The organism is Rothia sp. HMSC066H02, assembly GCF_001814995.1.
Taxonomy (GTDB): Bacteria; Actinomycetota; Actinomycetes; order Actinomycetales; family Micrococcaceae; genus Rothia; species Rothia mucilaginosa.
Genome location: NZ_KV818688.1, coordinates 204,708 through 219,490 on the forward strand (window position 1 = coordinate 204,708; position 14,783 = coordinate 219,490).

11 protein-coding genes are annotated in these 14,783 nt (G+C 60.4%); 7 read left to right on the plus strand and 4 right to left on the minus strand.

Features of this window, described 5'->3' with window-relative positions:
- Positions 1-241: 241 nt before the first annotated feature.
- Complete coding sequence (gene polA, locus HMPREF2999_RS08105) at positions 242-3,253, minus strand: DNA polymerase I (protein ID WP_070676238.1); 3,012 nt, start codon at positions 3,251-3,253, stop codon at positions 242-244.
- 442 nt (positions 3,254-3,695) lie between these two features.
- On the opposite strand from polA, the gene HMPREF2999_RS08110 reads away from it, so the two are divergent.
- From HMPREF2999_RS08110 to HMPREF2999_RS08120, 3 genes are all read left to right on the plus strand, one after another.
- A complete protein-coding gene (locus HMPREF2999_RS08110; RefSeq protein ID WP_070676237.1) occupies positions 3,696-4,973 on the plus strand; it encodes a dicarboxylate/amino acid:cation symporter in 1,278 nt (425 codons plus the stop codon).
- A gap of 122 nt (positions 4,974-5,095) precedes the next feature.
- Positions 5,096-5,602, plus strand: coding sequence for a PaaI family thioesterase (locus HMPREF2999_RS08115; protein WP_070676236.1), 507 nt, complete (start codon positions 5,096-5,098; stop codon positions 5,600-5,602).
- Between the two features lie 113 nt (positions 5,603-5,715).
- The gene (locus HMPREF2999_RS08120; RefSeq protein WP_005506231.1) at positions 5,716-5,964 is read left to right on the plus strand and encodes a hypothetical protein; all 249 of its coding nucleotides are present in this window, start codon (positions 5,716-5,718) and stop codon (positions 5,962-5,964) included.
- 287 nt (positions 5,965-6,251) lie between these two features.
- Here the strand turns inward: HMPREF2999_RS08120 and HMPREF2999_RS08125 are convergent, their stop codons facing one another.
- The gene (locus HMPREF2999_RS08125) at positions 6,252-6,866 is read right to left on the minus strand and encodes an ANTAR domain-containing response regulator (RefSeq protein WP_005506233.1); all 615 of its coding nucleotides are present in this window, start codon (positions 6,864-6,866) and stop codon (positions 6,252-6,254) included.
- A 439-nt stretch (positions 6,867-7,305) separates the two neighbouring features.
- On the opposite strand from HMPREF2999_RS08125, the gene HMPREF2999_RS08130 reads away from it, so the two are divergent.
- Positions 7,306-8,208, plus strand: coding sequence for a PIN-like domain-containing protein (locus HMPREF2999_RS08130; RefSeq protein ID WP_070676235.1), 903 nt, complete (start codon positions 7,306-7,308; stop codon positions 8,206-8,208).
- A gap of 138 nt (positions 8,209-8,346) precedes the next feature.
- Here the strand turns inward: HMPREF2999_RS08130 and HMPREF2999_RS08135 are convergent, their stop codons facing one another.
- A complete protein-coding gene (locus HMPREF2999_RS08135) occupies positions 8,347-9,396 on the minus strand; it encodes a glycosyltransferase (protein ID WP_070676234.1) in 1,050 nt (349 codons plus the stop codon).
- Between the two features lie 289 nt (positions 9,397-9,685).
- On the opposite strand from HMPREF2999_RS08135, the gene HMPREF2999_RS08140 reads away from it, so the two are divergent.
- On the plus strand, positions 9,686-10,585 hold the full coding sequence (locus tag HMPREF2999_RS08140) for a hypothetical protein (RefSeq protein ID WP_141757060.1): 900 nt from the start codon (positions 9,686-9,688) through the stop codon (positions 10,583-10,585).
- Between the two features lie 209 nt (positions 10,586-10,794).
- Positions 10,795-11,691 carry a hypothetical protein gene (locus HMPREF2999_RS08145; RefSeq protein WP_070676232.1) on the plus strand — a complete coding sequence of 299 codons (897 nt, stop codon included), beginning with the start codon at positions 10,795-10,797 and terminating at the stop codon, positions 11,689-11,691.
- A gap of 89 nt (positions 11,692-11,780) precedes the next feature.
- Here the strand turns inward: HMPREF2999_RS08145 and ftsY are convergent, their stop codons facing one another.
- Positions 11,781-12,890, minus strand: a complete 1,110-nt coding sequence (ftsY, locus tag HMPREF2999_RS08150) for a signal recognition particle-docking protein FtsY (protein WP_070676231.1) — start codon at positions 12,888-12,890, stop codon at positions 11,781-11,783.
- A 181-nt stretch (positions 12,891-13,071) separates the two neighbouring features.
- On the opposite strand from ftsY, the gene HMPREF2999_RS08155 reads away from it, so the two are divergent.
- On the plus strand, positions 13,072-14,490 hold the full coding sequence (locus tag HMPREF2999_RS08155; protein ID WP_070676230.1) for an MFS transporter: 1,419 nt from the start codon (positions 13,072-13,074) through the stop codon (positions 14,488-14,490).
- Positions 14,491-14,783: the final 293 nt, after the last annotated feature.

Genomic DNA, 14,783 nt, shown 5'->3' on the forward strand with positions numbered 1-14,783 from the left:
ACGCAGGGGCACCCGTCACCCGGACGCTCCGCCCCTCCTCGCTCCGCATCGGAGAGCGTCCGGGCTGACACCCTGAGGGCGCATCCGGAAAACGCGGCCGCACCCGCACAGTATCCCAGCGCGGAAAGGCGGTATCGTCCGAAAGTGACATCAGGGTGCCCGAAGCGAAGCGAGGGCGGGTCCCCTGTAGGAACGAGGACGAATACCGCTTTCCGCGCGGAAGCCAATAAAGGCAGCGAGCCTAGTGGCCCGCCTCCTGCCAGGATTTGCCCCAGCCGACCTGCACATCCAGAGGAACACGCAGGGAGGCGGCACCGCTCATCTCCTCGACCAGCACGCGTTCGGCGGCTTCACGCTCACCGGTGGCGACTTCGAGGATGATTTCGTCGTGCACCTGCAGCAGCATGCGGGTCTTCAGGCCCTCCTCGCGCAGGCGGCGGTGAATGTTGATCATGGCGATCTTGATGATGTCCGCGGCGGTGCCCTGAATCGGGGCGTTGAGGGCTGCGCGTTCGGCGGCTTCTCGGCGTACACGGTTGGGGGAGTCCAGGTCGGGCAGCACGCGGCGGCGGCCGAAAATGGTTTCGGTGTAGCCGTCCTGGTGTGCCTGCTTGAGCACGCCGCGCAGGAATCGTCCCACGCGTCCGAAGCGCTTGAAGTAGTTGGTGCGCAGTTCGCCTGCCTCGTCGGAGCTGATGTTCAGCTGCTTGGCGAGGCCGAATCGGGACAGGCCGTATGCCAGGCCGTAGGACATTGCCTTGACCTTGGAGCGTTGCTCGGGGGTGACTTCTTCGGGTGCGACGCCAAAGACTTCGGAGCCGACGTAACGGTGCAGGTCCTCCCCCGCTTCGTAGGCTGCGATGAGCTTCTCGTCGGCGGCGAGGTGCACCATGATGCGCATTTCAATCTGCGAGTAGTCGGCGGTGAGCAGACCCTCGTACTCCACACCGTCGACGGGTGCGGGCGCGACGATGAAGGCGCCACGGATGCGGCGGCCTTCTTCGGTGCGGATCGGGATGTTCTGCAGGTTCGGCGCGGTCGAGGAGAGTCGACCGGTGGAGGCGGCACCCTGCTGGAAGGTGGTGTGCACGCGTCCGTCGTCGGCGGCTGCTTTCTGCAGGCCTTCGACGGTCTGTACGAGTTTGATGTTGTCGCGGTAGGCGGCGAGCGCACCGAGGAATGCGGCACCGTCGGACTCGGGGGAGATTTTGGTGAGCAGTTCGGTGACGGATTCGGCGTCGGTGGAGTAGCCGGATTTGATTTTGCGGGTGTGCGGCAGGGCGAGCTTGTCGAAGAGCACGGTCTGCAGCTGTTTGACGGAGGCGAGGTTGAGGGGTTCTTCGCCGTCGTCGGTTTGGACGGTGTCGCCGATGATGGTGCGTGCGGCGTCCTGCGCCTGATTGGCACGTGCGGAGAAGGTGTCGTGCAGTTCGGCAAGGAGCGCGTCGGAGACGGCGATGCCTGCCTGCTCCATGTCTGCGAGGACGTAGAGCAGCGGCAATTCGATTTCTTCGTAGACCTTCAGCTGGCCGTGTTCTTCCATTTCGTAGTGCAGCAGGCGCGCGAGCTCGTGGATGATGCGGCTAATCTGCGTGAAGTAGCGCAGGTTGTCGACGGGTTCGGCTTCGCCGGGCAGGCTGAAGAGAGAGGGCTCTGCCTCGTCTTCTTCGGGCTGGAAGACGAGCTGCGCGTAGGGGTCCTTGGGGATCCAGAGGTAGCGTTCGGCGAGGTCTTCCATGCGTTCGGAGAAGAGCTTGCGGGTTGCGGTGGGGATGAAGCCGCACATGTAGGAGGACAGGGCGGGGTCTTCGACGGCGCCGGAGAGTTCGTAGCCGTAGGCGCGCAGAAGCTTGCGCTGAACCTTCAGGTCCATGACGATTTTGCGGGCGGCTTCGTCGGAGAGCCAAGCGGCGAGGGCGGAGTCAAGTTCCGGGTCGATGGTGCGGGTGTCAATCCAGAGGCTGGTGCTCTTGCTGGTGAGGAGCACGCCGAGCAGTTCGGGGTTTTCTTCGGCGGCGCGGATTTTGGTTTTGGTGACCTTGACTGCGGGTGCGTCGCCGATGGCGGGGCGTGCTACGGGCAGGTTGGTGACCGGGTAGAGGGTCACGGCGCCTTCGAGGCGTTCGGGTACGGCGATGGGCGCGCCCTGTTCGTCGGTGCCGTAGTTTTCTTCGGCTGCGGCGGCGCAGAAGGCGCGGAATGCTGCTGCGTCTGCGTTTTTGGTGGGTGCGCTGGTAGCGATGGGTGCGTAGACGGGGCCGGTGGGTGCCTTCTTGGGGGCGCCCTCCTCCCCTGCTTCTGCGGCGGAGCTAGTAGCGCCTGCGGATCCGGCGGCGCGAACGATGGGGCCGAGGGTGTCGGCGGCGCGCTTGCGGATAGTGCGGAACTCTACCTCGTCGAAGAAGGTGTTGAGTGCATCCAGGTCGGGGGTGAATGCGGTGTCTTCGAGGGTGACGTCCAGGTCGAGGTCGTTGACGAGCTGGTTGAGGCGGCGGTTACGCACCACGTTATCCACGTTCTCGCGCAACGCCTCACCCTTCTTGCCACCGATCTTGTCGCGGTTGTCGAGCACGCCCTGCAGGGAACCGTATTCGCCGAGCCATTTAGCGGCGAAGCCGGGGCCTACGCCGGGTACGCCGGGCAGGTTGTCCGCCTGTTCTCCGGTGAGGGCGGCGAGGTCGGGGTACATGTGCGGGGGTACTTTGGTTTTCTTTTCGACGGCGGCGGGGTCCATGCGCTGAATACCCTTGGAGGGGCCGGTGGTGACCGGGTAGAGCAGGGTGACGTCGTCGGTGACAAGCTGGAAGATGTCGCGGTCGCCGGAGAGGATGAGGACCTTGTAACCGGCTTCGGTGCCGCGGCGGGTGAGGGTTGCGACGATGTCGTCGGCTTCGTAGTTTTCGTAGGTGAGCGCGGGGATGTTGAGCGCGCCGAGCATCTTTTTAATGAGGTCGATTTGGCCGTTGAATGCTTCGGGGATGGCGTTGCGGCCGCCCTTATATTCGCCGTATTCGGCGGTGCGGAAGGTGCCGCCGGGCAGGTCAAAGGCAACGGCGATGTGGCTGGGCTGGTTGTCTTTGATGATGCTCAGCAGCGTGGAGAGGAAGGCGTGCACGGCTTCGGTGTGCTGGCCGTCGCTGCGCACAAAGATGTGCTGCCCGGTCTTCTCCGCCATGGTGTAGATGCCGAAGAAGGAGCGCAGGGCGAGGGAGTGTCCGTCAATGAGCAGGAGGGTTTTGTTCTCTGTAGTCACCCCTCTAGTGTATCGAGTCTGGGTTTTCTTGGTGGTTGGCTTCGTGACGGCTGGGTTCGTGACGACTGGTTTCGGTGGGCGCTGGTCGGCCTGCAGGGATGCGCCCGCACAGTATTGGGCGCAGGCGCCGTGTAAGTCCTCGCGCCGTGCCATATAGCGGAATAACGGGGTGTGTGGAAAGAGTTTTACCTCATATATAGGTGCCGGTGGGGTGCGTTTGGTGAGTTTTCACCCAAAAAATTGTGCCCCAAGCCACTATGTGAGGTGGATAATAATACAGTTTCCGGATAATATATAACCTTATTATCGCCTCCAGCGTAGGAAACCCCCACACCCCGTGCATTCATAGGCAGAGCTCTACCCAGAATTCACCGGCAGGATTCACCGGACTGTGAGGGCACCTCCCGCGCTCAACACACAACGAACCCTCATTTAGGAACCCATGAAGGTACTCAAAAAACTCCCCCTCCTCGCGTGGATTATCATCGCGATTGCATCGGGTGTGCTTATCGGCATGCTGACCCCCGGAATGATTAGCGGCATCAATGACGCCACCGGCGCGGCCATCCCCACCGACCTCATTGTGCAGCTCTTTGTCTCCTTCTCTACCGTGTTCAGCGCCTTCCTGAGCTTCGCGATTCCGCTGATTATTATCGGCTTCATCGTGCCCGGTATCGGTTCCCTCGCGCAGGGTGCGGGTAAGATGCTCGGCATCACCGTGGGCCTGGCGTACATCTCCAGCATCCTTGCTGGTTTCCTGGCGCTGACCTGCGCTCTGCTGCTCTACCCCATCATCCTGCAGGGCCAGCAGCTCGCTTCCTTCGACAACCCCGAGAATGCTCTCTCCAAGGGTTACATCTCCTTCGAGCTGACCCCGATTATGGGCGTGCTGAGTGCACTGATTCTCTCCTTCATCCTGGGCCTGGGCATTACCGCCCTGAAAACCCGTGCGATGCTGAACCTCTTCGAGGACTTCCAGGTCATCGTTGAGAAGATGCTCGGCTACGTGATTATTCCCCTGCTGCCCGTGCACATCGTGGGTGTGTTTGCGAATATGACCCTCGCCGGTCAGGTGGCAAAGATTCTCTCGGTCTTCGGTCTGGTGTTCGTCATGGTGATCATTCTGCACTGGGTCACCCTGGCTCTGCAGTACTCGGTGGCTGGTGCGGTATCTCGCCGCAACCCCGTCCAGATGCTCAAGACCATGCTCCCGGCATACTTCACCGCAATCGGTACCCAGTCTTCGGCCGCTACCATTCCGGTGACCGTGCGTTCGGCAAAGAAGGCTGGCATCTCCCCCCGCGTGGTGGACTTCGCAATTCCGCTGTGCGCGACGATCCACCTCTCCGGCTCCATGATTACCATTACCTCCTGCTCGGTGGCAGTGCTGTTCATGACCGGTCAGCACCCCGACTTCGGTAGCCTGATTCCCATGATTCTGGTGCTCGGCGTGATGATGGTTGCCGCTCCCGGCGTTCCCGGCGGTGGCGTGATGACCGCAATCGGTCTGCTGCAGTCCATGCTCGGCTTCGACGCCTCCATGATTGCCCTGATGATTGCTCTGTACCTGGCTCAGGACTCCTTCGGCACCGCAACCAACGTGACCGGTGACGCGACCATCGCAGCCCTGACCGAGCGTATTTCTAAGGCAATCGGAGCGAACCCCGATAAGGAAATCCGCGACGAGGACATCGAAAAGGCAGAAGCTATTTCCGCCTAATCCTCTCCGCCTCCACAGCGTTTTTCAGCCCCGTCTCCCCCCTGCGGGAGGCGGGGCTGACCCGTACCCGGAGCCTCCCCCGCAGGTCAAAGCACCAAAAACCGAGGAGTACACTGGAAGTCATGACTGAAAACAACACACAGCACGCACCCGTCCGCGCGGCAGCACCCACCACCCTCACCGCAGAAGAAATCAAGGCACAGCTGACCGAGAGCGGAATCCCCGAGCACCTGCACTCTTACTTCCCCCGCGGCCTGGGTGAGCTCATCCCCGCCATGGGCATTAAGTTCCAGGAACTCACCGCAGAACGCACCGTCGCGACCATGCCCGTCGCCGGTAACACCCAGCCCATCGGCCTGCTGCACGGCGGCGCGAACGTTGTGCTCGCCGAGACCCTCGGTTCGCTCGCATCCGGCGTGCACGGAGGCGAAGACCTCGTGGCCGTGGGTGTGGACATCAACGCAACCCACGTGCGCCCGGCGGTATCCGGTGTGGTTACCGCGACCTGCACCGCCGTCAAGCTCGGACGCACCCTGTGCATCCACTCCATCGACATTGTGGATGAGCGCGGCCGCACCACCTGCACCGCACGCATCACCAACATGCTGATCCCCCGCCCCACTGCATAAACTCCCACCGCCTAACGTCCTACAACTTCAGCAAGTAGCCTAAAATCGTAGAAGCACGGGGTACACGGCACCCCGCCAACACCCCACCAGAAGGTACGACCAGAAGGAGCACCATGGCCCGCGAGCGCACCCCCTATTTCAAGCGTTACCCGAAGATTGTGCGCGCCAAGCGCATTGTCCTGCCCATCGCAATCGGCGTGATGCTGGTGTGCCTGGTGACCGCCATCAACAACCCCGGCAGCTTCTGGTGGCTGGGCGTGATGCTCGGTACCGGCGGCATGCTCTGGGCTGGCTCCCCCACGGACCGCCCCATCAGCGGCCCGAATAATGACGAAGACGATTTGAACCGCTACCTGCGCTAAGTTCCGTGTAGCGCCGGGATCCCACCCGCGCTAAGCGCCGGGTTACAACGCACACCCGCAAACCGTTAAACACGCGAACCGTTAAACACGAACGCCCCGTCCCTCAGCTTCATCGTGAGGGGTGGGGCGTTTGTGTGTCATGAATAAAGGCGCTGGTTCATCACTGCACCAGCCGCACTTATGTGCCGGTAAATCCTAGTCTTCACCGTGGTACTTGTTATGGGGTGTGAGTGCCTATCCTGTGCGAGGTGAACCCTCACGCAGGCTTCGTACCTTATACCGTGCGTTTATGCGGAGAGCTGCTTGATGATAGTGTCAGAAACTTCACGCATGGACAGGCGGCGGTCCATGGAGGTCTTCTGAATCCAGCGGAATGCTTCCGGCTCGGTCAGGTTCATCTTGGTGATGAGTAGCGACTTTGCGCGGTCAACGAGCTTGCGGGTCTCGAACTGGTCGCGGATGGTGCCGACTTCCTTCTCGAGAGCGCGAATCTGCTCGTAGCGGCTGATTGCCACCTCAATGGCGGGGACCAGGTCGTTCGGGGAGAACGGCTTGACGACGTACGCCATAGCGCCTGCCTCAACGGCACGGTCAACGAGTTCCTTCTGGCTGAATGCGGTCAGCAGAACGACGGGAGCGATCTGCTCCTTAGCGATTTCTTCAGCTGCGGTGATGCCGTCCATAATCGGCATCTTCACGTCCATGAGGACGAGGTCGGGGCGGTGCTTCTGTGCTAGCTCGACGGCGGTCTTGCCATTGTCAGTCTCAGCGACTACATCGAAACCCTGGTCCTTCAGAATTTCGACGATGTCGAGGCGAATCAGTGCCTCGTCTTCTGCCACGACGACGGTGCGGGCCGGGCCCTGCTCCTCCGCCTGATCCTGAGTGGTCAGCTCTGACATTACTCTTCTCCTTTATCAAATTTCAATCACTTTAAAGTCTACAGGAGGAAATAAATGTTCATCTACTTTCTCGCCTTGTCCCCCGCGTGTTATATGCGCCCTATGTGCAGGTGGGAGGAGTTTTCTTTCGTCATTTTTGAGCCACCACGCAGATTTTGCACCTTAATGCATGTTTTTGTTCTATACTGCTCATAACCACAAAGAAAAACCCTTACACCATAGACATACGCGGCGAAATTCACACCTAAAACATAGACCCGAAAATGACTCTGACTTGCACTAACGCGTTATCGGGTTAGACGCAAACGTAATAAACAAAATATTTATACCGAAACTCCATCACCTGCCAAAGAAGGCCGATACACTGGAATGGATTATTCTCCTCGACTTCTCCGGCACTCGCATTTGACCGACCATACTCGACACCCGGAGGGGATTCATGTCAATCACCCGTCAAGCACGCACCCTGTACTCAGACTTCGTCGAGTACAAGGAACTCGATCGCGCCCCGCTGACTTCCATTCACCCCGGAATTCTCGTCGCCTTCGACTCCACCGCGCTTGCAAGTCTCTACAACTACCCAACCCACATTAGCGACGAAATCCTCCGCGTCTACTCGCAGCTGCGCGGACACGCCTTCCTCCCCCACCAGGCACTCAAAGAATTCTGGGCAGCACTCGACGGCGCCTCCCCCGTACCCGCCGCCGCAGAACGCGTCCGCTCAGCACTCGCATCCTTCAAAGAAACCCTGCCCGAAGAACGCAACTCTCCCTGGAGCGCACTGCGTTCAGTCACGCACCAGCTGGACCACTCCATCGCGCAGATCATGAAGATCCTTGAACCCACCACCGACACCGGATCCATCAACATGGCACGCCGCGAAGATGACACAATCCTGCCGCGACTAAACCGCATCTTCACCGGACACGTGGGTGCCGCACCCAGCCCCGAACGCCACGAACAGCAGTGCCGTGAAGCCCTCGCACAGGGCCACCCGCTGCTCGCTAACGCCAGCTTTGACGCCGACTTCGCGCTCTGGAACCAGTGCGTTACCGAAGCAACCACCCGCGTGAAAGGCACCGACTGCGTCTTCGTCACCGGCGGTGTGCGTGACACCTGGCTGCGCAACGGTCAGCAGGTACGCGCCGCATCGGGCGGCGAACCCGTGCGTCAGCTCGCGAACCGTCAGCTGCTACGTGAATACGCTAAGGCAACCGGAGGCGGCGTGTTCCGCATCTACACCGTTGAGGAGATTCTGCGCCTCGCCTCCAACCAGTACGGCGTGACCGTCAGCGACGCTACCTACAGCGCGATTCGCGCGGAACAGCCCGTAGCTGTGTAAAGCTGCCGTGCACAGTCACCGTTGAGAATAATCCCACCACACCACACCCACCACCATTAACCGCGAGAAGCCACATGTGTTTCGAGAAGCCACTAAAAACGTGGCTTTTCGAAACACATGTGGCTTTTCAGCGTCTAGCTAGTTCTCGCGGCTGGCACGGTACAGCTCCGCGGCGCGCTCCTCCGAAGACTCATCATCACCGAGGAGCAGGTAGCACAGGTACAGGGTGAAAGCGGCGCGGCGGTCGGCGGCGAGCGCGCTGGCTCCTTCGCCGGGCTGGGTGCTGAAAGCAATAACGTCGTGCGCCTGAGGCAGGGCGGCGATCAAGTGCGCGGCGGTTTCGTAGCCGTCCTGGTCGCCAGGCAGGGTGAACTGGTGCGGCTCCTGGTTCTCGACAGCAGCGCCGGATTCCGCTCGGGCAGCCTGGAAGTTAGCCTTGAGGACGTCCTCAACACTGGTCATCAGCTCATCGTCGGGCAGAGTGCGGTCATCTGCGGCGAACGCAACGTGGATGCCGTTCAGGGTCTCGTAGGGGTGCTCACCCGCGTAGTATCCGGCGGCGAGAGCGTAGCCGGTCAGCAGCTGCGCCTCGGCGGCAGTGAAGGTGCTGCGCGCCTCACGCAGGGCGGGTAGCAAAAGCTCGGTCAGGAGCGGGTGCAGGGACTCGGGGGCGTTCGCGATAGCCTCCTGCAGGTCCCCTTCCACCTCCGCGGTAGGCTCAGAGTTGAGCAGGGACAGGAAAGCATCTTCGGGGGCATCCCAGTAGCGGGCGATCAGCACAAGGGTTGCAATGAGCGCGAGAAGTTCACAGTAGTTGCCCGAACGGTCAGCGCCGAAAGATTCAGCAACAACGCGGGCGAGCATGCGGGCAGCAATGTTCTCGAGAATGAACTCGTCGTAGGGGTTGTCGCCGGGCCAGTTCGCGGGATCGGGCAGGTAGCTTTCGTCCAGGTACCGCAGCACGGGCTCGAGGGGCGCGGGTGCATCCGCGGCGAGGTCGGGGCAGCACTGCTCAACCCAGCTGTTCACGGTCGCTTCGTCGGCAATGCCGGTAGCCTCAGCGAGCTGGGCACGCGAAAGGCTGTAGGGTGCAACGAGTGCGCCGAGGTCATCGCACGCGCCATTGGAGCGATAGGTAGGCCGGTAGTTGGGGTCGGGAAGAGTTCCGGAGAGGTTGGTGGCTGCCATGGTAGCTCCTTCGCTGAGGTTCGGGGTGAACTGGGTTGTATGGTGTGCGTTGCGCGGTGCCGCCTGAAGGGCCGACGCGCCTTCTTTCTACGCATCTTCTAAATTCAGAATATCCCAGAGCCCCGCATCGTGTGCTGTCCGTCGTCATTACCCCTGCATTAACCGCGAGAAGCCACATGTGCTTCGAAAAGCCACATCTTTGGTGGCTTCTCGAAACACATGTGGCTTCTCAGCACCGCCCAAGTCAACTAGCAAATCTAAGGAGAATAAATTGTCCTTTGAAGAAGTTTTGTCCATTATTGGAGCTGCTGCCCCGCCGATTACCGCTATCGCGGGAATCGTGACCGCTGGGGTGAAGCTCGGTGCAGCACGTAAGGACGCCAAGAAGGCAGCCACCACCCCCGGAGCCGGAAACACCACTCGGAAGCTCAGCGTCGGCACCATCAACGGCAATGGCAACCGCGTACACAACACCCACCAGCAGGTAGGCAACGGCTCCGCAGCCATTAGCGGCGACGGTAACCGCACCACCATCGACAACAGCAAGCACACGCACAACCATGCACCTTCCAAGAAGGGGCAGGCAAGCAATGAAGACACCTTCGGCTTCGGCATTGTCGCGGTATTCATCGCGGTGATTGCTACGGCTGTGTTTTGTGCTAGCTGGCCCAGTATCAACCAGATCGGCATCATCTGCTGGGTGTTTTGCCTCGCCTTGACTGGTGTGCTCATCAAGAAGTATGCGCAGTCGGGTACCGAAACCAGCACTAACGCCCTGATGTATATGCTCTACCCCGGTATTCTGTTGGCCATCGCTGCATGGACTTGGGTAACCCTAAATGGTTCCGGCATGTACAACCTGTCTACCATTCGCACCACTATCGACAGTTACATGAGCTCCCATCAGCAGGGCGGTTACATTGCACGGTTTATTGAAGCTGTCACCGCAACGTATGGACTCGGCGGCTTCACCTTGCTGATGCTGAATTTGCTCGCCGCTGTGTTTACGGTTCTGGTTCTTGTTCGCTGCTACTGGCGTATTCTGAACGCCGCCTGTGCACGCTACCGCGGCTTTGAGCTTCGCTTTCCTCTGCAGGAAGCGGGTGTAAGCATCATCCTGGCGGTCATGGGATGCGTAGCATGCCAGCCCGCACTTGCTGAACATCTGATTTCGCAGATTAACAAGTAGCATCCTGCAGATGAGATGCCGAGCCGTATTCACTCAACTTATCCACAGCCCTCTCGTCGAGAAGCCACATGTGTTTCGAAAAGCCACGTTTTTGGTGGCTTTTCGAAACACATGTGGCTTTTCGGCGTGATAACTAAACGTAACACTTGAACATAAATACTCTCATTTGATGCAATTAAAGCATGATTACTAGAGAAGAACTATCAACGATGATACGCACCCGCACCGAACTCATCACCTCAGCCACCCACACGCGAATCACCCTGAGCCACGCCCTCAACCGCGGCGAACTCACCCGCGTCTCAAAAGGGCACCTTCTCCCCACCCAAACCTGGAACAACCTACACCCCACCGACCAGCACTACGTGTGCATCCTCGCCCACCTCAACGAATACCCCGCCAACATCCTCGCCTCTCAAAGCGCAGCCATCGCCTGGGGCATCTCCTCCCTCAGCCCACCACGTCACGTTCAAGTACGAGGGACCGGAGGCGGCCGCCGAGAAAACATCCAGCGCATCCAAGACACCCTCACCGCGGACAGCCCCATCGTGTACACGCCCGAAGGGATCCCCACCGTCACACCACTAACAGCTATCACCACCTGCGTAAAAACGCTCCCCTTTCGCGACGGGCTCGTTCTGGCCGAAAGCGCCCTTCAACGCTTCGCGCGGGAACCGGATATGCTCACCTACGAGGAGCTCAAGAAAGAGCTCTCATCTGCATCTGGCCGCGGATGCCGAACCGCCCGCCTCGTCGGACATGAACTCAGCCCACACTCAGAATCCGTTGCTGAAACCTGCATGCGGTTACTTCTCGATGACAAGGGAATCCGATACAAGCAGCAAGAAACCATCATCTGCGAAGGTCATGCCTATCGAGTGGACTTTCTGCTACACGCCACTAGCCTCCACGGCAGGTCCGTCATTCTGGAGGTAGACGGCAACGTCAAATACAACGCCAAAGAGGACCTGGTTCGGGAGAAAACCCGACAGGATCGGCTACTCCACGCGGGGTATGCTGTCGTCCGTGTTTCTGCTAAGGATGCTATTTACCGTCCGAGGCGGGCCTTGCAGGTGCTGCGTGCTGCTGGGGTACCCCAAACTTAACCGCGAAAAGCCACATGTGTTTCGAAAAGCCACGTCTTTGGTGGCTTCTCGAAACACATGTGGCTTCTCGGCGGAGAGGGAAAAGGATGCTAGTCCAGCAGCGCGTCCACGAATGCTTCCGGGTCGAACGGCGCCAGGTCGTCCGGGCCTTCACCCAGGCCGATGAGCTTGACGGGAACGCCGAGCTCCTCCTGGATAGCGACCACGATGCCGCCCTTTGCGGTGCCGTCGAGCTTGGTCAGCACGATACCGGTGACGTCCACGATATCGCCGAAGACCTTCGCCTGAACCATACCGTTCTGGCCGGTCGTCGCGTCAATAACGAGCAGAACCTCAGTGACCGGCGCTTCCTTCTCGATCACGCGCTTAATCTTGCCGAGCTGATCCATCAGACCGGACTTGTTCTGCAGGCGGCCCGCGGTGTCCACGAGCACGGTGTCGACGCCCTGCTCCTTGCCAGCCTTCACGGCATCAAACGCGACGGATGCGGGGTCGGCGCCTTCCTTCTCGGAACGCACGGTCTTCACGCCCACGCGGTCACCCCAGGTGGTCAGCTGCTCGGACGCGGCCGCACGGAACGTATCCGCGGCGCCCAGGAGCAGGGTCTGACCGTCAGCGACCATCACGCGGGCAATCTTGCCGACCGTGGTGGTCTTACCTACGCCGTTCACGCCAACGACCAGCACCACGCCGGGGTTGCCGTCGCTGCCGGCGGTCTTCAGTTCGCGGTCCATGTCGGGGCGGACAATCTTCACGAGCTCTTCGCGGAGCATCTTCTTCACGGCGGCGGGGTTGCTCGTACCCTCAACGCGCACGCGCTGCTGCAGCGCCTCCACCAGGCGGGTGGTCGGCTCGGAACCGAGGTCGGCGAGCAGCAGGGTCTCTTCCACTTCGTCCCAGACGTCCTGGTCGATGCGGTCGCGGGAGAGCAGAGCCAGCAGGCCCTTGCCGAGCATGTTGTTGGAGCGTGCCAGGCGGGCGCGCAGGCGCACCAGGCGACCCGCGGACGGGTCGGGCATATCAAGTTCAATAGCGCGAGGTGCCGAGCTTTCGGGTTCTTCCGCCGATCCGCCGGAGGCCTTAGCCGCCTCCTGACGCAAAGACTGCAGGTTCGCGGTCTTCTTGGGCCGGCGCAGAACGGCGAAAAGTACACCGGCGATAACCAGTACACCCAGCACGATTGCGCAAATTATCATCATCGTTTCGTTCACACTACTAGCTTACCGGTTTGGGCGGTTTGGCTGGTCGAGGTTACGCGCATGCCCGGCTGTCGGCAGAGTAGACTGGAAACTATTAAAGTTTTCTAGCCGAACATATTGCCGGCGGTTGCGGGTGGGGCTCGCGGCTGCCGCACGGCACCGCACGATTTCGAGGATGAGCATGAGGAACCCTGCCAAAACACCGCCTGTTTTTGACCCGCGCACGATTGATCCGAACCGTGTGCCGACCGGTTTGAAGGTTCTGATTGCTGCGTCGTTCATGATTGCGGTGGGTTTTGGTTTGGTGGCACCGGTGCTGCCGAACTATGCGCAAAACTTTAATGCCACGGTCACTATGGCGACGATGGTGGTTTCTGCGTTGGCGATTACGCGCCTGATTTTTGCGCCGTCGGCGGGTCAGCTGATTACCCGTTGGGGTGAGCGTCCGGTGTACACGATTGGCATGCTGATTGTGTCGGTGACGTCGTTTATGATTGCGTTCGCCTGGGATTATTGGGTGCTGCTGGGTTCGCGTGCGGTGGCGGGTATCGGCTCGGTCATGTTCACGGTCTCTGCGATGGGCCTGCTGGTGCGCTTGTCCCCGGCGCATATGCGTGGCCGCATTTCGGGCTATTATGCGACGGCGTTCCTGCTGGGTAACCTGCTGGGCCCGGTGATTGCGAGCGCCCTGGCGCCCTTTGGTATGCGTGCACCGTTCATTGTGTATGGTTTTTCGCTGCTGGCGGCGGGCCTGATTGTGTGGTTCTTGATGCCGTCGCAGGCTGCACTGGAGGCGGAGCGTGACGCGATTATGGAGGCGGCGGCACTGGCTGAGGGTAAGGGCACCGGGGTGTTGCCGTCGGCGGCGCCTTCCCCTGCAGGCGCCCAGGCTGGCGCATCCGGTAAGGGCGCTAAGCCTGCTGCATCCGGCGGCGCTACGGGTAAGAGCGATCTGCCTGCGATGACGGTTCGTGACGCGTTGAAGTTCTCGAATTACCGTTCTGCGTTGGTTTCGAATTGGGCGATTGGCTGGTCGGTGTTTGGTGTGCAGTCGTCGATTATTCCGTTGGCGGCGGCGTATTTGGCGACCGGTGGCGACATGTCGAATTCGGTGGCGGGTACCCTGTTGGCTTCGTTGGCGATGGCGACGAACTCGTTTGGTAATGCGTTGACGCAGACGTTCTCGGGTCGTTTTTCGGATCGTTTTGGTCGCCGTGTGATGGCGTTTTCGGGTCTGCTGTTGGCGGGTTCTGCGGTGACGTTTATGGGGTTCGCGCCGGTGGCGTGGGTGTTTGTGTCGTTGACGGCGTGTCTGGGTATTGGTGCGGCGTTTATGGGTCCGTCGATTCAGGCTGCGGTGTCTGATGTGATTGGTACTCGCCGCAGTGGCGGCCAGGTGTTGGCGGTGTATCAGATGTGTAGCGATTTCGGTATGATTCTGGGCCCGCTGGTGGCTGGCATGATTGCGGATGCGTGGGGCTTTGTTCCGGCGTTCATTATGAGTGGTTTGTTGTTGGTGGCGGCGGCGTTCACGTGGGCGCCGTTCCGTAAGGCGCGCTGGCCGAAGGACATTGCGGACGCGGACTATACGGGCCGCTAAGCACTCTATAACATGTGAAAAGCCGGTGCCTGCTGCGAAGCAGGCACCGGCTTTATGTGTACGAGAGGTGAGCTGGCAGAGCAAGCCAACAACATGGAACCCCAGATGCAGGCAAGCTGACCCGAGAAGGAAACCCCAGGCCAACCCCTTCTATCACCAACCCGAGGGGTAGGCGACCTAGAGGGCGTACCGGGCACGCGAGGCGGGGGCTCCGTCCTCGAAGCGCCCCCAGGCGCTGAAGAGGGGGCACTCCCCCGCGAGCGTTGTCCGATACGCCATCTCAAACAACTAAC